The sequence below is a fragment of the Bifidobacterium vansinderenii genome (assembly GCF_002234915.1).
In the GTDB taxonomy this organism is placed as follows: domain Bacteria; phylum Actinomycetota; class Actinomycetes; order Actinomycetales; family Bifidobacteriaceae; genus Galliscardovia; species Galliscardovia vansinderenii.
This window is the reverse complement of record NZ_NEWD01000006.1, coordinates 41,412-57,578: the sequence shown is the minus strand read 5'-3', so window position 1 is coordinate 57,578 and position 16,167 is coordinate 41,412. Positions and strand designations below refer to the sequence as shown.

At 62.8% G+C, this 16,167-nt stretch carries 14 protein-coding genes; 12 read left to right on the top strand and 2 right to left on the bottom strand.

Features of this window, described 5'->3' with window-relative positions; genetic code table 11:
- Positions 1-41: 41 nt before the first annotated feature.
- The gene (locus tag Tam10B_RS03265; protein ID WP_093959839.1) at positions 42-1,307 is read right to left on the bottom strand and encodes an MFS transporter; all 1,266 of its coding nucleotides are present in this window, start codon (positions 1,305-1,307) and stop codon (positions 42-44) included.
- 120 nt (positions 1,308-1,427) lie between these two features.
- A complete protein-coding gene (locus Tam10B_RS03260) occupies positions 1,428-3,185 on the bottom strand; it encodes a glycoside hydrolase family 13 protein (RefSeq protein WP_093959838.1) in 1,758 nt (585 codons plus the stop codon).
- Positions 3,186-3,713: 528 nt separating this feature from the next.
- On the opposite strand from Tam10B_RS03260, the gene Tam10B_RS03255 reads away from it, so the two are divergent.
- The 12 genes from Tam10B_RS03255 (at position 3,714) to Tam10B_RS03200 (ending at position 16,069) form a co-directional block, all read left to right on the top strand.
- The gene (locus tag Tam10B_RS03255; RefSeq protein ID WP_093959837.1) at positions 3,714-4,754 is read left to right on the top strand and encodes a LacI family DNA-binding transcriptional regulator; all 1,041 of its coding nucleotides are present in this window, start codon (positions 3,714-3,716) and stop codon (positions 4,752-4,754) included.
- Positions 4,755-4,809: 55 nt separating this feature from the next.
- On the top strand, positions 4,810-5,517 hold the full coding sequence (gene orn / locus Tam10B_RS03250; RefSeq protein WP_093959836.1) for an oligoribonuclease: 708 nt from the start codon (positions 4,810-4,812) through the stop codon (positions 5,515-5,517).
- Positions 5,518-6,026: 509 nt separating this feature from the next.
- Complete coding sequence (locus tag Tam10B_RS03245) at positions 6,027-6,671, top strand: amino acid ABC transporter permease (protein WP_093959835.1); 645 nt, start codon at positions 6,027-6,029, stop codon at positions 6,669-6,671.
- A 1-nt stretch (position 6,672) separates the two neighbouring features.
- On the top strand, positions 6,673-7,338 hold the full coding sequence (locus Tam10B_RS03240) for an amino acid ABC transporter permease (protein WP_093959834.1): 666 nt from the start codon (positions 6,673-6,675) through the stop codon (positions 7,336-7,338).
- A 136-nt stretch (positions 7,339-7,474) separates the two neighbouring features.
- Positions 7,475-8,371 (top strand): substrate-binding periplasmic protein, encoded by an 897-nt coding sequence (locus Tam10B_RS03235; RefSeq protein ID WP_158214118.1) that lies wholly within the window; start codon positions 7,475-7,477, stop codon positions 8,369-8,371.
- A gap of 144 nt (positions 8,372-8,515) precedes the next feature.
- Positions 8,516-9,322 carry an amino acid ABC transporter ATP-binding protein gene (locus Tam10B_RS03230; protein WP_269843563.1) on the top strand — a complete coding sequence of 269 codons (807 nt, stop codon included), beginning with the start codon at positions 8,516-8,518 and terminating at the stop codon, positions 9,320-9,322.
- Positions 9,323-9,669: 347 nt separating this feature from the next.
- A complete protein-coding gene (locus Tam10B_RS03225) occupies positions 9,670-10,875 on the top strand; it encodes a proline reductase-associated electron transfer protein PrdC (RefSeq protein ID WP_093959832.1) in 1,206 nt (401 codons plus the stop codon).
- Between the two features lie 168 nt (positions 10,876-11,043).
- Positions 11,044-12,843 (top strand): D-proline reductase (dithiol) proprotein PrdA, encoded by a 1,800-nt coding sequence (gene prdA / locus Tam10B_RS03220; protein WP_093959831.1) that lies wholly within the window; start codon positions 11,044-11,046, stop codon positions 12,841-12,843.
- A 55-nt stretch (positions 12,844-12,898) separates the two neighbouring features.
- On the top strand, positions 12,899-13,087 hold the full coding sequence (locus Tam10B_RS03215) for a CBO2463/CBO2479 domain-containing protein (RefSeq protein WP_093959830.1): 189 nt from the start codon (positions 12,899-12,901) through the stop codon (positions 13,085-13,087).
- Between the two features lie 123 nt (positions 13,088-13,210).
- Positions 13,211-13,948, top strand: coding sequence for a D-proline reductase (dithiol) protein PrdB (gene prdB / locus Tam10B_RS03210; protein ID WP_093959829.1), 738 nt, complete (start codon positions 13,211-13,213; stop codon positions 13,946-13,948).
- A 271-nt stretch (positions 13,949-14,219) separates the two neighbouring features.
- Positions 14,220-14,798, top strand: coding sequence for a TetR/AcrR family transcriptional regulator (locus Tam10B_RS03205; RefSeq protein WP_093959828.1), 579 nt, complete (start codon positions 14,220-14,222; stop codon positions 14,796-14,798).
- 140 nt (positions 14,799-14,938) lie between these two features.
- The gene (locus Tam10B_RS03200; protein ID WP_093959827.1) at positions 14,939-16,069 is read left to right on the top strand and encodes a proline racemase family protein; all 1,131 of its coding nucleotides are present in this window, start codon (positions 14,939-14,941) and stop codon (positions 16,067-16,069) included.
- Positions 16,070-16,167 lie beyond the last annotated feature (98 nt).

Sequence of the window (16,167 nt, the reverse complement as noted above, 5' to 3'; positions counted from 1 at the left end):
GGTGGTGTGGTTCCGATTGTGTCGGAACCACACCGGTCGTGTTACTTGACGCGCTTGATGCCGAGCACCGAGATGGCGGCGATGGCGGTCATCACGATGGCGGTCGGGAACACGAAGTTGTAGGAGCCGGTGGCGGCGACGATGCTGGAGGTGATCGCCACACCGATGGCCTGGCCGGCGCAGGTGGCGATGTTCATGAAGCCGAGGTCCTTACCAGCGGTCTCCTTGTTCGGGAGCACGTCGACGTTCAGAGCCTGATCGACGGAGAGGTACATGCCGTAACCGAAGGAGGCGATGCCACCGAAGAGGAACATACCCATCTGGGTCGGGAAGATCCACGGCATGGCCAGACCGATGGCGAACACGGCGCAGGCGACGGCAATCGGGGCCTTGCGGCGGTGGAGAGCATCGGCGATCGGGCCGGAGATCAGGGACGCGATCATGGAGGCGACCATGGTGAGCACGGAGATCACGGACATGGACACGGCGGCCTGCTTGGTGGATTCGCCGATGTGGTCGGTCAGGATGTACAGCTGGTAGCTGAAGATCATCTGGTAGGCGACGATGAGGCAGGTACGGCAGATGAACGCGCGGTAGAAGTCACCGCAGTCCTTCAGCGGCGGGGTCAGGGATTCGACGATGACCTTCCAAGTGGACTTGCTGGTGTCCTTGACCATGTCCTTGGAGGAGGGCTCACGCGGGGCGATGACGACGGCGAGCACACCGGCGGCCAGAGCGCACAGACCAGTGCAGATGAAGCCGACTTCGACGTTCTCGATGAAGCGGGAGCCGATCAGGGTACCAATACCCTGGCCGATCACACCGCCGCCACCGATGGCCGCGGACACGGTTGCACGGGACTCTTCCTCAACGCGGTCGGAGATCAGTGCGTAGATAGGCGCCTGCACCATGTTCAGACCGACAAGGGCGATGACGTAGAAGACGCCGATCAGCACGGCGGTGGACGGGCGGCTCAGCGACCAGAAGCAGATGCCGTAGATGAATGCACCGGTGAAGATCCACGGGGTGCGCTTGCCCCAACGGGAGGCGGTGCGGTCGGACAGGGCGCCGATGAACAGTGCGATGAAGATGGAGGCGATGGAGCCGGCCGAGTTGATGGCGCCGAGGGCGGCGGTCGATTCGGTGGCGCCCATGCCGAGGTCGGCGCGCAGACGCTGCGGGACCAGCACGGACATGGTGCCGAAGAACGCCACACCGGAAAGGATGGCGAAGGCCATGAAGCCGGCGGTATAGCGCCACTTGTTGGTCTTGTTGGGGCTCTTGGGAGCCACTGTTGCTGCTGTCATTGTTCTTTTCTCCTCTTTGAGATCGGTTATTGGAGAGGGAAGATTTGGTTGGGTGTCGTGCCGGGTGGGGATGGGAAAACACCCGGCACGACTTTTAGGGAAGGGGAAGGGTAAGTCTTGTCAGAGCTGGATCCAGGCGGAGGTGTCCTGCGGCAGCTTGCCGTCCTCGGTCAGCGGACCGGAGGTGAGCAGCAGCTCGCCGGCGGGCAGGTCGACAGGATCGGCACCGAAGTTGGTGATGGACGCCCAGCCGTTGGCTCGCTTGTAGGCGATCGTGCCGCCGGTGAATCCGTTCGCACCATCCGGCTTGCCGCTGGAGCGATCCTCGGGCAGCCATTCGATGGTCAGGTCGGTGGTCTGCAGCTTGTGGCGCAGCTCGAGGACCTTGCGGTACAGGTTCAGCATGGAGTCCGGATCGGCGTCCTCCACATCGGCGGCGAAGTCCTTGTACCATGCCGGCTGGGGCAGGTGCGGCTCTTCGGCGGCGTCGGCGGGGGAGAATCCGAAGGATCCGCCGACGCCGAACTCATCGTCCGGGTTGGCGAGCTTCGGGGCGTCGGCAGCGACCCACGGCAGCGGCACGCGGCAGCCGTCGCGGCCCTTGGTGCTGGCGGCCTGGGAGGTGCGGTGGCCGGACGGGTCCTCGACGCGATCCCACGGGATGTCGGCGACCTCGAACAGGCCGAGCTCCTCGCCCTGGTACACGTAGGCGGAACCGGGCAGGGCCATTTCCATGAGGATGGCGGCGCGGGCACGCTTGGTGCCGAGCTCCTTGTCCAGCGGGTAGGTGGTGCCGTCGCGCAGCACCCAGTCCTTGGCCAGCTGGTGGTATTCGCTGGTGGGGACCTGCGGCAGGCCGTAGCGGGTGGTGTGACGGACCACGTCGTGGTTGCTCATCACCCAGGTGGCGGAGGAGCCGGAGCGCTCGGCGCTGGCGATGCCTTCCTCGATGGCCTGGTGCATGGCGTCGCGGATCCAGTCCTTCTTGGCGAACTCGAAGTTGAAGATCTGTCCCAGATCGTCGGGGCTGGCGTACAGGTACTGGCGGTTGGGCTGCACCCAGGCCTCTGCCACGGCGAATGCCGGCGGGTTGTACTCGTTGAAGACCTTGCGCCACTCGTGGTAGATCTCGTGGACTTCGTCGCGGTCGATCACCGGGTGGGAGCCGTCGTCGGGCTGGTCGGAGGTGCACCACACCACGTAGTTGTCGAGGTCGTCGCGGTCAAGATCCTTGGCGAGGCCGTGGGCCACGTCCACGCGGAAGCCGTCTGCACCGTGGTCGAGCCAGAAGCGCAGGGTCTTGATGAAGTCGGCGCGCACCTCGGAGTTGTTCCAGTTCCAGTCGGGCTGTTCCTTGGTGAACATGTGCAGGTACCACTGGCCGTCGGGGACGCGGGTCCAAGCCGGACCGCCGAAGTGGTTGTCCCAGTTGGTGGGCGGCTGGTCGCCGTTGGGGCCCTTGCCGTCGCGGAAGATGTAGCGGTCGCGCTCCGGGGAGCCGGGGGCGGCCTTCAGGGCATCCTGGAACCAGGGGTGCAGGTTGGAGCTGTGGTTCGGGACGATGTCGACGACCACCTTGATGTTGTGGGCGTGAGCGGCCTTGGCAAGCTCGTCGAAGTCGTCCATGGTGCCGAGCTTCGGATCGACGTTGCGGTAGTCGTCAACGTCGTAGCCGCCGTCGGCGAGCTGAGAGGGGTAGAAGGGGCTGAGCCAGATGGCGTCGACGCCGAGCTTGGCGAGGTAGTCGATCTTCTCGGTCACGCCGGCGATCTGTCCGAGGCCGGAGCCCTTGGAATCCTTGAAGGAACGGGGGTAGACCTGGTAGACGACGGCCTGCTTCCACCACAGAGCCGGGTCACTGAGCGCATTCTGTTCCATGAAATACTCCTTTGTTCTCATTGGCGACTTGATGGCGCAGGCCGTCAAGCCATGACGAACTCCCGATCGTCTGTAAAAGCGCTTGCACTTTTGATGCGCGCAAACCAACCGGTCGGTTGAAAGTCGTATATTTGCCTGAGTTTTCTTGTCTCCCTATTGACTAGTCAACTTTGGCGTTTTCCCATCCCCACCGTTGTCGATGAGGTGTTGTGTTGGTACCAATAATAGCGTTTGCATTAACTATGTCAAAACGTTATCGGCGTGTCGAACCGGTTCGAGTTGAAAAACGTTGGAATTTCAAGCATTATTGATCATGCAAGCGTTTTTATAAAATTGTGAAAAAGCGTTTGTATATGAGCTATACTGACCATGTGAGCGTACTCATGGGTCGTGTATGACCGCAATGCGGCGGACGCGCACCTGTGGTATACATGCGGGTGGCCGGTCGTCATGCGATCGTTCCGAGTCGTCGCCCGCGAATGATCCCAAAGGCGGTACATACATACTTATATAAGGAGGCGAACGATTATGGCACGAACCACGATCTCCGAGGTGGCCAAGGCCGCCGGCGTATCCGTCTCCACCGTCTCTCGCGCCCTGCGCGGACTCGACAAGGTCAACCCGTCCACGCGCAAGCGGGTGGAGGACGCGGCAGAGAAACTGCACTTCTCCTTCTCGAAGAGCGCGTCGTCGCTTGCCAGCGGCAAGACCATGCGCGTGGGTGTGCTTCTGGCGGACCGCATCAGCGGCTGGTTCAACTCCCATGCGTTCGAAGGCGTATACGAGTCGCTGTCCGTGCATGGCTATGACGTGATCCCCTACGTGATCTGGGGCGAGGACTCCCTCGACAACTTCTTTCAGACCCTGCCCGGCAACCAGAACGTCGACGCCGTCATCGTGTTCTCGTTCGACCTCGACGACGCCAAGAAGCAGGTGCTCAAGGAACTCACCGTGCCCGTGGTCGGACTCAATACCCCCAGCGACGACGGCTACGACGCCACGGCCCGCATCGACGACGATGCCGCCATGTATGCGCCGGTGCGTCTGCTGCACTCGCTTGGCCACGAGAGTCTGGCCTATGTGGAACAGCCCGAGACCTCGCCGTTCCTCAGCTCGTCGCGCATACGTTCCCAGGGATTCGTCTCGGCTGCGCGCGAGCTCGGCTATGCCGACGACAAGATCATGACCATCCCCGCCATTGTCTATACCGGCATGCGCAGCCAGATGGACGCCTACTCCGGCATCGCCGCCCAGCTGGTCGGATCCCCCTCGCGGCCCACGGGCGTCTGCGTGGAGAACGACAAGGTCGCCGTTGCGCTGGTGCGAGAACTGGTACGCGTGGGCGTGCGCGTCCCTGAAGACATGTCCGTCATCGGATTCGACGACGACTCCCGCGCCCCGATTCTCGACCTGACCACCGTGCATCAGGATCCTACCGAACTTGGTCGGGCCGCCGGCAACAAGGCGCTTGCGCTTATGCGAGGCGAACAGCTGGCCGACCCGTACAGCGTAGTGCCCACCTCGCTCGTATTGCGCGACACCACCGGAACCGCGCCGGCGAACGAGTGAAAATCCCGCGGTCGCGGTACTCTTACCTGTTCCATTAATAGGGAAAGGCTGAATAATGGCATCGCATAACGACGTCGAAACGTTCGATCCGTCCGAATCGCGCATGATCTGGATCGACTGCGAAATGACCGGACTTGACATCTTCCACGACGAACTGTGCGAGGTGTCCGTCGTGCCCACCGACTTCAATCTCAACGTGCTCGACGAAGGCATCGACCTCGTCATCAAGCCGTCCGACGCCGCCGTGGCGCAGATGAACGACTTCGTGCGCCACATGCACACCAGCTCCGGCCTGATCGACGAGTGGAACGCCAACGGCCTGTCGCTCGACGAGGCGCAGCGCCAGGTGGTCGAATACGTCAAGCAGTGGCTGCCCGCCAAGGGCAAGGCCCATCTCGCCGGCAACTCCGTGGGCAGCGACAAGAAGTTCCTCGACCGCTACATGCCCGACCTCATGAGCCTGCTGCACTACCGCGTGATCGACGTAAGCACCCTCAAGGAGCTGTCGCGCCGCTGGTACCCGAACGTGTACCTCAACAAGCCGGCCAAGCACGGCGGTCACCGCGCGCTCGCCGACATCATCGAATCGCTCGACGAGCTGCGCTACTACCGCGAGGCGTTCTTCAAGCCGGCCCCCGGTCCGGACGCCGAGCAGGCGAAGGCCATTGCCAAGGACATCGAGGCGACCAGCCTGCTGCGCAAGTATGAGGAGAACGGCAATCCGGTGGAGGATGCCAGCACTCCGGAGAAGGCGGATTACTAAAGACTGGTCTGGTTGGTATATGATCCCTCCCTCAGTCACGCTGGGCGTGACAGCTCCCTCCCTTGGAGGGAGCGCGTGGGGATGGGTCGCGCGTTGCGGATAGCTCCCTCCCTTGGAGGGAGCGCGTGGGGGATGAGGCTCGCAGGGGAGTATATGAATGAGTCGTCTCAAGGGGGAGACGATGGGGGCCATAGGGGAAGGCCTGGGGCGTTTGTGACGGTCGGTGTCTCATGGTGTTACAAGTAGACTACGAACTAGAACGCGATCTAATCCCGTTTACAATACGGCAAATTCCGGGAATTGTTCCGATCCTTAAATACTGAATCAACGTAAGGGGTTGGGAACACATGCAGACGTCGTCATCGCGCGACGTCATCGTTATTACACCATACCGTCGTCTACCTCGATCGTCGTGCTCTCGTGGAGCGGTCGATCGTTTTCCGACGGTATACCGCATTCTTCAAGCCCGCTTACCGAAGTTCACTCGCTACTAGAGGAAGGGGGCTCTCATGGAACCGCTTCTCGTGGTGCTCTCCGGACTTCCGATGACGCTGCTGATCACCGTCGCATCATTCGCGATCGGTGCGATACTCGGAATCCCCATGGCGCTGGGGCTGAGAACAGGCATAGCACCGATCCGCTGGATCGTCCGCCTCGCCGTAGACCTGCTGCGCGGCATCCCCATGATCGTATGGCTGTTCCTGCTGAAATTCGGTCTGTCCACGCCGACATTTCGCATCACCGCACTGGAGGCCGCGATCGTCGGACTGGGACTCATCTCCGCAGGATATCTCGCCGACATCTACCGCGGCGGACTGCAGGCGGTGCCCAAAGGGCAATACGAGGCCGCCGCGGCGCTCGGCATCCCCGGAACGGTGTCGTTCTTCGGCGTGATCGTGCCACAGGCCGTGCGCATCATCAGCCCATCGATCGCCACCTACCTGATCGGCCTGCTCAAGAACTCATCCATCGCATCCACCATAGCCGTGGCCGAAATGGTATTCATGGCACAGGGATACGCCAAGCAGAACATCAACTCGGTGGCCGGCGTGCTGCCCTACGCCATCGCCGGCATACTGTACATCGTGCTGAGCATTCCGGTGGCCATGCTGTCGCGCAGACTCGACGCCAATCTTCGCAAGGCGGTGATCTGACATGACTCCACAGGAACCGCTGCTGCAATTCTGGGCCGAAGGACTGCCGAACATGCTCCACGGACTGCAGGTCAGCGTGGCGCTCGCCGGAGTCTCCATGATCATCGGCCTGCCGCTCGGACTGATCTTCTGCATGATGGTGATGAGCCGCAACCGGTTCGTCAGCGTACTCGGACTTGTCATCGTGGAAATCGGACGCGGCATGCCCGCGCTGATCATCCTGTACCTCGTGTACTTCGGACTGCCCAGCTTCGGCGTACTGCTCGACAGCTTCCCCTCGGCCATCATCGCCCTCGCATGGAACTACTCCTGCTACTGCTCCGAAATATTCCGCGCCGGCATCCAGGCCGTGCCCCACGGACAAAACGAGGCCGGCGACGCGCTCGGGCTCGACGGCAACGTCACCTTCCTCTACGTGATCCTGCCGCAGGCGTTCCGCTCCATCATCCCCGCACTGCTCGGCCAGACCATCCTCCTGTTCCAGGACACGTCACTGGCCTACACCGTGGCCGTGCCGGAACTCATGAAGGAGGCCTACACTTACGGCTCCACCACATTCCAATACCTGCGCGTCTTCGTGCTCGCCGGACTGTGCTACGCCGTGATCACGCTGCCCGCATCCTGGATCACCCGCTGGCTCGAACGCCGACTGGCGCTGAGCTACTGATCCGCATCATCATTCTCGCAATCTAGCAATTCCCACAACGCATGCCCGAGGCCGACCTTCCCCTCGCACGTCGTCCCCACACAAGGTCACACCGGTCGAAACACCGTTCCGACCACACACAGAGAGGAACATGATCATGAGGATCTCACGAGGAATCAAGCTGATGGCCGCCGCCTGCGCCGCGCTGATGAGCGTCAGCGCGCTCGCCGCCTGCGGAGGAGGGTCGTCGGCATCCAGTTCGGCCAAGAGCGACTGTACGCCGCTGGTGTCGAACATCTCCACCATCAAGTCCGGCACACTGACGGTGGGCGTGATCGACCAGCCGCCGTACTCCAGCTACAACGGCGGCAACCCCGAGGGCATGGACATCGACTTCATCAAGCAGATCGCCGACGCCAACTGCCTGAACGTCGAATGGCAGCAGGCGTCGTTCGCCAACGCCATGCAGGCCATCGCCTCCGGTCAGATCGATACCGCCACCGGCGACATCAACGTGACCGAGAAGCGCGCACAGGTGGTCGACTTCCCGCATTCCATCTATCTGGAGGGCGTGGGCTATGCGTCCAAGAAGGGCGTTGACGTCAAGACCGTCGACGACATCGACGCCAAGGGCATCAAGTCCATCGGCATCGGCGACGGATACGCGTGGCTCTCCGACATGCAGAAGGTCTTCGGAGACAAGGTGAAGACCTACCCGAGCTCCGTGGAGATGAAGCAGGATCTCGAGGCCGGTCGCGTCGACATGATCATGGAGGCGTACGGCACCGCGGTCGACGAGTTCAAGGGCAACGACAACATCGTGGTCGAATACGCCAACAAGAACCCGGACAAGCGCATCAACTCGCTAGTCGAGCCCCCGGAGGTGAGCTACCCGTACACCAAGGGCGACAGCTCGCTCGGCCAGGCGTTCGACAAGGGCATCGAGAAGATCATCAAGGACGACAAGGTCAAGCCCACGCTCAAGAAGTACGGTCTGGACGAGGGTCTGGCCGCGATCCGCGACAAGCAGTACGTGGTTCCGATCACGAAGTAACGGACGCTCGACGGTTTTGATATGAGCGGACGGTCGCCGTCGACCGTGGTGCCTCCCCGTCGGAGGGGGTGCGATCGACGGTCTCCGTAGGTGCGTATCGCCGACAAGGCCACACAGGCGGCAACGAACAGCAAGGAGACGACAATGACACTGGCATCACTGGTTTCACAGACGGTGTCCTCCACCGAGGACGATGTCGACCACAGCAAATACATGATCGAACTGGGCGGTGTGATCAAGTCCTACAACGGCAACACGATCCTGCATGGGGTGTCGCTGCGCGTGGAACGCGGCGAGGTGTGCTCGATCATCGGCCCGTCCGGCGCCGGAAAGTCCACGTTGCTGCGATGCATCAACCTGCTGGAGCAGCCCGACGATGGCAACATGATGATCGACGGGCAGTTCGTGGACTTCACCGAGAACCTCTCCAAAAGCGATCTCATGGCTCTGCGGCGCAAGTGCGGCATGGTGTTCCAGCAGTTCAACCTGTTCCCGCACATGAGCGCGTTGAAGAACGTGGTGTTCCCGCAGCAGCATGTGCTGGGTCGCAGCAAGGAGGAGGCCGAGGAGCGGGCCATGGAACTGCTCAAGCGCGTGGGACTGGAGGATCGCGCCGACCACAAGCCGTCGCAGCTGTCCGGCGGTCAGCAGCAGCGCGTGGCCATCGCCCGCGCTCTGGCGCTTGACCCCGCCGTCATGCTGTTTGACGAGCCGACGTCCGCGCTTGATCCGGAGGTGAGCGGCGACGTGCTCAACGTGATGAGGGAGCTGGCCGAAGGCGGCATGACCATGTGCGTGGTTACGCATGAGATGAGCTTCGCGCGCGACGTCGGCGACCATCTGGTGGTGATGGCCGACGGTGCGATCATCGATGAGGGCGACCCCAAGGAGATCATGGCTCATCCGGTGAACGAACGAACCAAGCAGTTCCTCAGCGCCGTAGGACAATAACGATCTTGGCCCTCGAGGGAGGGCTGCTTACGAGGTCGTCTGAGTCTCGAATGCTCTCTGGCTCCCCTCTCTGAGAGGAGCCGTCGGCAACGCCGACTGAGGGGAGCGAGCGCCAAGATTTCCCGATAACACATGACTTACTTTCGATGGTCTCCTTCGTAAGAGGGAGACCATATTTTTTGTACTGTGTTCTATATATTTCAACGGTAACTTTGCAGTAACACGAGGAAAAAGGTAACCGTAACAAGGATCCATATACTTTAAAAATAGAACACGTTCTAGAACAAAGAATAAACAAAGATTCATGATTCCATGAGCGTGGTCTTCACAAGAAAGGGGTGGATCTCATGACCGCACGTCACCATCACGTCATTCGATCCACGGAACTGTTCGCCGATGTGCCGACCAGAACACTGACCGACACCGACGCGGCTCCGCTGGCGAAGATCGAGGAATCCGGACTGGTCGGCATGGGCGGTGCCGGCTTCCCGACATACAAGAAGCTGAAGTTCGGCAAGGGCTGCACCACGGTGATCGCCAACGCCGCCGAATGCGAGCCGCTGCTCGAACACAACACCGCCAGGGCGGAGACCGACCCCGAGAAGATCCTCTCCGGACTCACCATCGCCATGCGAGAGGTCGGCGCCACGCGAGGCATCGTGGCCATCAAGCCCAAGAACGCGAACGCCGTGCGCAGCCTGCAGGCGGCGCTCGACGCCGCAGCCACCGGAGCCTACGACTTCGACATCGATCCGAGCATCGAGATCGTGTTCCTCAAGGACCGCTACCCGGCCGGCGACGAACGCGCCATCGTGCGCGACGTGCTCGGCACGCTGCTGCCTCCGGACGCCATCCCCAGCGCGGCTGGTGCGGTGGTCATGAACGTCGAATCGCTGATGCGCGTGCACAACGCCGTGGTCGAAAACCTCGCCGTGACCACCAAGGACATCACCGTCGCCGGACACATTGACGGCAGCGGATACGGCGACGACGTCAGCCTGGTCATCTACGACGTGCCGATCGGCGTCAGCGTGCGCGACGTGCTCGACGCGCTGCACGTGCACGAGCCCACCGCCGACGAGCAGATCATGATCGGCGGGCCGTACATGGGCCATCTCGGAACCCTTGACGACACGGTCTCCAAAACCTGCGGCGGCATCATCATCGCCGGGCCGGAACTCGCCGACCCCGGTCCCATGGGCATCATCGTATGCGCGTGCGGAGCCAGCGAGGAGCGACTTAGGGCGATCGTGGCGGCCAAGGGCGCGCAGCTGGTCGACGTCCGCCTGTGCAAGAACGCCTGCCGTCTGGCCAACGGGCGGCTCAAATGCCGCAACCCCGGCATCTGCCCGGGCCAGGCGCAGAACATCATCGCGCTGAAGAAGGAAGGCGCGCAAAGCGTGCTGATCTCCCACTGCACCGACTGCTCGAACACCGTGATGCAGGTGGCGCCGAAACTCGGCATGCGCGTGCACCACGCCACCGACGCGTTCATGCGGGCCGGCGACGAGCCGATCATCCGAGCCTTCCGCAAGACCGTCAAGGCCGCGTAGGGATTCGGATCGATTGCCGGACGGCGGGAAGCCGGACAGGTGTTCGGTCGGCATCCGATCGACGTTCACTCATCACGTCAATCAGTTTTCAATCACTTTTCCACAGACATTTCCATCCGCAACGGAAAAACCGCACCACAGAGAAAACCATAGAGAAAGGAACCCACCATGTCTCTCTCCCAGGAAACACTCGAAGCGCACCTCAACGATCCGGCGGTGCTGTGCTGCCGCCGCCCCGCAGGCACCGTGCTCAGCGCCGCGGACTTCGAGGACCCCACGATCTTCCCCGACCTCGTCGACTCCAACCTCATGACCCTCAAGGAGGGCGGCCTGACCATCCAGCAGGCGCTCGGCGCCACGCTGATCAACGACGGCGAGGCACTGACCCAACTCACCCCAGATCTGCTCGACGGCGTCAAGGAGACACCCGCCGCCCCGGCCGATGAGCCAGACGAATCCGATGGAGCGGATGACGGAGGACCCGACGCCTGCGCATGCTGCGCGGCAGAGGCTCCGGCGGCTCCCGTGGCCCCGGCCCCCGCCGCCGGAGGATACGTCCATCTGCATCTCGACAAGGCCGAAGGACTCGATCTGGTCTTCCCGGCGGGCGCGGCGGTTCCCACGGCCCCGGCTGGAAGCGCAGCCCCCGTTGCCGCCTCGCCGGAACCGGAACCTGAGGAGACGCCGGCCGACCGCGTGCTGCGCACCCTCGTCAAGAAGGACTATCCCGTCACCAAGGTGGTGATCGGCAGCGAGACCTCCTACGCCGACGGCGTGCTCACCGTGGACGGCGCCCTGGTCGAGGAGGCCAAGAAGGCCAACCCGCTGGTCAAGGACGTGGAGATGACCGTGATCAACCCCGCTGACCGCCACGTCTACTCCAACACCATCATGGACGTGATCCCCGTGGCTGCCAAGGCTGAAGGCAAGCTCGGCGAAGGCGTGACCAACGTGCTCTCCGGCGCGGTGTTCGTGCTCACCGGCATGGACGAGGCCGGCGTGCAGGTGCACGAATTCGGCTCCTGCGAAGGCTACATGGACGAGAAGATCCGCTACGGCCGCCCCGGCTGCCCCGACCAGAACGACATCATGATCCGCGTGGACGTGAAGATCGAAAAGGGCACCGGCATGGAACGTCGCGGACCGTTCGCCGCGCACAGCGCCTGCGACGTGATCGTGCACGCCTGCCGCGAGGCCATCAAGAACCTCGACGGCGTCACGCCGATCAAGGAGGAGACCTTCAAGGACGTCAGGCGCGCGGGCCGACCGCGCGTGGTGCTCGTCAAGGAGATCATGGGCCAGGGCGCCATGCACGACAACCTGCTCGTACCCACCGAGCCCTGCGGCGTCAAGGGCGGTCAGAAGAACGTCGATCTCGGCAACGTACCCGTGGTGCTCAGCCCCAACGAAGTGCTCGACGGCGGCATCCACGCGCTCGCCTGCATCGGACCCGCCACCAAGGAGATCACCCGTCACTTCTTCCGCGAGCCGCTCGTCGAGGCATTGCAGACCGACGAGGAGCTTGACCTGACCGGCGTGGTGTTCATCGGATCCCCGCAGGTCAACGACGAGAAGACCTTCGTCTCCGAACGACTCGGCGCGCTCGTCGAGGCCATGGAGGTGGACGGCGCGATCGTCACCACCGAGGGATTCGGCAACAACCACATCGACTTCTCCGAGAACATCGCCGCCATCGGCTCGCGCGGAGTGCCGGTCGTGGGCGTCACGTTCGCCGCCTACCAGGGCCAGCTGGTCGTCGGTAACAAGTACATGGACGCGATGATCGAGCTCAACAAGGATCCGGAAGGATTCGAGAACGAGATCCTCGCCGACAACACCACCACCCCCGACGACGCTGCCCGCGCGATCCTCATGCTCAAGACCAAGATGGCCGGCATCCCGATCGAACCGCCGGAACACAAGTGGGACGAGGCCGTGATCGAAGCCAACAAGAAGCTCGTCAAGTAGCCGGGCCGGCGGTCGAACGACGGATCACTCGGAAGGAACACGGAAAGGACGCATCATGCAGGTGGAACTCAAACCGCTCCTGCTCAAGGGAGTCATCAAGGAAGTCACCGAAGTCGGCGTGCGCATCGGCGTCAACGGGCGCATGGGCGTGCTCTCGCTGCCGCTGCGGCTCATCTACGCGGACAAGCCGCTCGCGGTCGGGCAGGAATGCGAGTTCTACCTCAGCTACGTCAACGTCATCTGAACCCGTCATCCGTCTCCATCGATCGGATCTCGGTCGGACTTCATTCGGACCTCGTGCGAATCATCACATGACCTCATCGAACAACGCAACACCAAGCCAATTCACGAAACCAAGGAGCACATCATGCCTACAGCATTCAAACTGACCACGGCCAAGGGACTCAAGTCGGAGATCTACGTGCCGTGGACCCCCAAGCCGGTCTGGACCCCGCTCACCAAGCCGCTGAGCCGGTGCAAGGTCGCCTTCATCACTTCCGGCGGCATCCACAAGAAGGACCAGACGCCGTTCAACACCGCCGGCGACTGGAGCTACCGCGAAATCCCGTCCGACACCCCGTCCGACCAGCTCATGGTGACCCACGGCGGCTTCGACAACTCCGACATCAACAAGGACGTCAACGCCATGCTGCCGATCGACCGCCTGCGCGAACTCGTCAAGGAAGGATTCATCGGATCCCTGGTGCCCACGTTCTACGGATTTATGGGCGGCGGCGGCAACGTCGACAAGTTCGAACACGTCACCGGACCGGAGATCGCCAAGAAGCTCAAGGCCGAAGGCGCCGACATCGTGCTCGCCACCGGCGGCTGCGGCACCTGCCACCGCTCCTGCACGCTGGTGCTGCGCTGCTGCGAGGCGGCCGGCATGAGCACCTGCATCATCGCCGCGCTGCCGCCGATCGCACGCCAGCAGGGTGCGCCGCGCATCACCGCGCCGCTCGTGCCGATCGGATCCAACGCCGGCGAGCCGAACAACCCCCAGATGCAGATGGGCATCCTCAAGGACACGCTCAACGCCATGGAGGAGTTCGACCACTTCGGCCAGATGAAGGCTCTGCCGTACGAGTACCGTCACAACGTCTGACGGCAATCGCACGGATCCAGACTCGTCCGGTCGCCGAGCGCCACAGTCGACGATCGGACGATGGGCGGGGCGACGCCGGAACCAGCCGGTGCCGCCCCGGCCGTATCCTCGATCCGAATCATCACGAACGAACATCGCCGAACATCGCAGCACATCACCGAATCATCGCCCCGCCGATCGTGCAGACGGCACGGAACACGTCCAAACTATACGGTTCTATGATGGAGTCACTTCTCCATACGGGACCTGATACGAAAGGCGGAACCTGTCCATGGTACGAGACGCACGAAGCAGCATCATCGATGCCTCTTGGGAACTGTTCAAGGAGAAGGGCTACGAGAAGACCACGATCGATGACATCATCGACAAGGCCGGCATAGCCAAGGGCACGTTCTACCACCACTTCCAGGGGAAATCGGCGCTGCTGGGGACGCTGAGCGACGTGTTCGACGAAAAGTACCGCGAACTCGACGCCACGCTCGACCCCGAGGGGCCGGTGGCCGACCAGGTGCGGTACCTCAACGTGCAGATGTTCGGATGGATCGAACAGCATGTGCCGGTCGAACTGCTCAGCGCCCAGCTGGCGTCGCAGCTCAACGAGCGTGGAGACCGGTCACTGGTGAATCAGGACCGCTTCTATTTCGCCATCCACCGCAGGCTCTTCGCCCGCGGGCAGGAGCGCGGCGAGATCACGCGGGACTATTCCACGCACGACATCGTCCGCTTCTATGCGATGGCGGAACGATCGATGCTTTACGACTGGTGCCTGCATCAGGGATCGCAGCCGCTCGTGGGGGAGCCCACGCGGATCGTGGCGGAAGTGCTGTCGCGGTTCGTGCGGCGCATCTGAGGCAACGGCGTCCGGCCGCCGGGTCGTGGCCTTACGGTCTTTACGGTTTTACGGTCTTACGGTTTTACAGCCCGGTGACGGCCATGGTCGTGCGCATCGATCCTTCCCTCGCAATGGAGCGGGGTTCTAAGGAGAGCGCCATGAACCTGGCCGGCACCATACAATCCCCATCTAACTTCCATACGCGTACCCTGGCCGCGGCGCAGTCGGTGCTCAACGACGCCATGTTCCGCGACAGTCCGCGGCTCGTCACCGTCGAATCGCACACGCAGGGCGAGCCCACACGCATCCTGGTCAGCGGGCTCTCGACCGTGGACGCCGAGCCCAGCGCGATCGCGGTGCGAGACAAGCTCATCAACAGGTACGACGACGTACGCAGGATCCTCATGCTGGAACCGCGCGGGCATCGCGACATGTTCGGCGCCATCCTGTTCAAGCCCACCCGGCCGGACGCCGACCTCGGAGCGGTGTTCACCGACTCGGGCGGCTACCTCAACATGTGCGGGCACGGGTCGATCGGCGTCTCCACCTTCGCTGTGGAATCCGGGCTCGTGACCGGGCGCTACGGGTCGTTCGCCGAGATCGCCGACGACGACATCGACGTGCACCTCGACACCCCCGCGGGACTGATCACCGTGACCGTGCACGTGCGCGACCATCAGGTGCAGAACGCCACGCTCACCAACGTGCCGGCGTTCGTGGCCAAGGACTCCGTGACGATCCACGTGGACGAGCCCGGCATCCTTGAGCGGGACGTGAAGGCCACGATCTCGTTCGGCGGCAGCTTCTTCGCACTCGTCGACTTCGATTCGCTCGGACTTGGATACGACATCGAGGCAGCGCATTCGCAGGAAATCGCCGACATCGGCATGGCGATCCTGCGGGCCGCGCGCGAGCAGATCGACGTGCGGCATCCATTGGTGGACATCAGCGGCGTGGACCTGGTGGAGTTTGGGCAGTTCGATGTGGAGACCGGGCATTACCGCAACGGCGTGGTGTTCGGCGGTCGTCAGGTGGACCGCTCCCCATGCGGCACCGGCACCAGCGCCAAGCTCGCCACGCTGGTGGCCTTGGGGGAGATGGGCATCGGGGAGACCCGCGTGTTCGAGTCGATCACCGGTTCGAAGTTCCTCGGATGCGCGGCCTCCCGCACCACGGTGGCCGGGCATGAGGCCGTGGTGCCGCAGATCACCGGCAAGGCCTTCATCACCGGCGTGAGCACCTTCGAACTCGACTCCACCGACATCTACCCGCGAGGCTTCCTGGTGTGAGGCGGTGCGGGGTGTGGGTTCGGCGGACATGCTGCGATAACGGCGGGGTAGCTGGATACATGTGCGGAGGGGGCGGGCGATTCCCACGTTTGTCCACA

Excerpts from the sequence above, each read along its gene's own strand:
- Tam10B_RS03265 (WP_093959839.1), bottom strand. The coding sequence starts at position 1,307 with ATGACAGCAGCAACAGTGGCTCCCAAGAGCCCCAACAAGACCAACAAG.
- Tam10B_RS03260 (WP_093959838.1), bottom strand. The coding sequence starts at position 3,185 with ATGGAACAGAATGCGCTCAGTGACCCGGCTCTGTGGTGGAAGCAGGCC.
- Tam10B_RS03255 (WP_093959837.1), top strand. The coding sequence starts at position 3,714 with ATGGCACGAACCACGATCTCCGAGGTGGCCAAGGCCGCCGGCGTATCC.
- orn (WP_093959836.1), top strand. The coding sequence starts at position 4,810 with ATGGCATCGCATAACGACGTCGAAACGTTCGATCCGTCCGAATCGCGC.
- Tam10B_RS03245 (WP_093959835.1), top strand. The coding sequence starts at position 6,027 with ATGGAACCGCTTCTCGTGGTGCTCTCCGGACTTCCGATGACGCTGCTG.
- Tam10B_RS03240 (WP_093959834.1), top strand. The coding sequence starts at position 6,673 with ATGACTCCACAGGAACCGCTGCTGCAATTCTGGGCCGAAGGACTGCCG.
- Tam10B_RS03235 (WP_158214118.1), top strand. The coding sequence starts at position 7,475 with ATGAGGATCTCACGAGGAATCAAGCTGATGGCCGCCGCCTGCGCCGCG.
- Tam10B_RS03230 (WP_269843563.1), top strand. The coding sequence starts at position 8,516 with ATGACACTGGCATCACTGGTTTCACAGACGGTGTCCTCCACCGAGGAC.
- Tam10B_RS03225 (WP_093959832.1), top strand. The coding sequence starts at position 9,670 with ATGACCGCACGTCACCATCACGTCATTCGATCCACGGAACTGTTCGCC.
- prdA (WP_093959831.1), top strand. The coding sequence starts at position 11,044 with ATGTCTCTCTCCCAGGAAACACTCGAAGCGCACCTCAACGATCCGGCG.
- Tam10B_RS03215 (WP_093959830.1), top strand. The coding sequence starts at position 12,899 with ATGCAGGTGGAACTCAAACCGCTCCTGCTCAAGGGAGTCATCAAGGAA.
- prdB (WP_093959829.1), top strand. The coding sequence starts at position 13,211 with ATGCCTACAGCATTCAAACTGACCACGGCCAAGGGACTCAAGTCGGAG.
- Tam10B_RS03205 (WP_093959828.1), top strand. The coding sequence starts at position 14,220 with ATGGTACGAGACGCACGAAGCAGCATCATCGATGCCTCTTGGGAACTG.
- Tam10B_RS03200 (WP_093959827.1), top strand. The coding sequence starts at position 14,939 with ATGAACCTGGCCGGCACCATACAATCCCCATCTAACTTCCATACGCGT.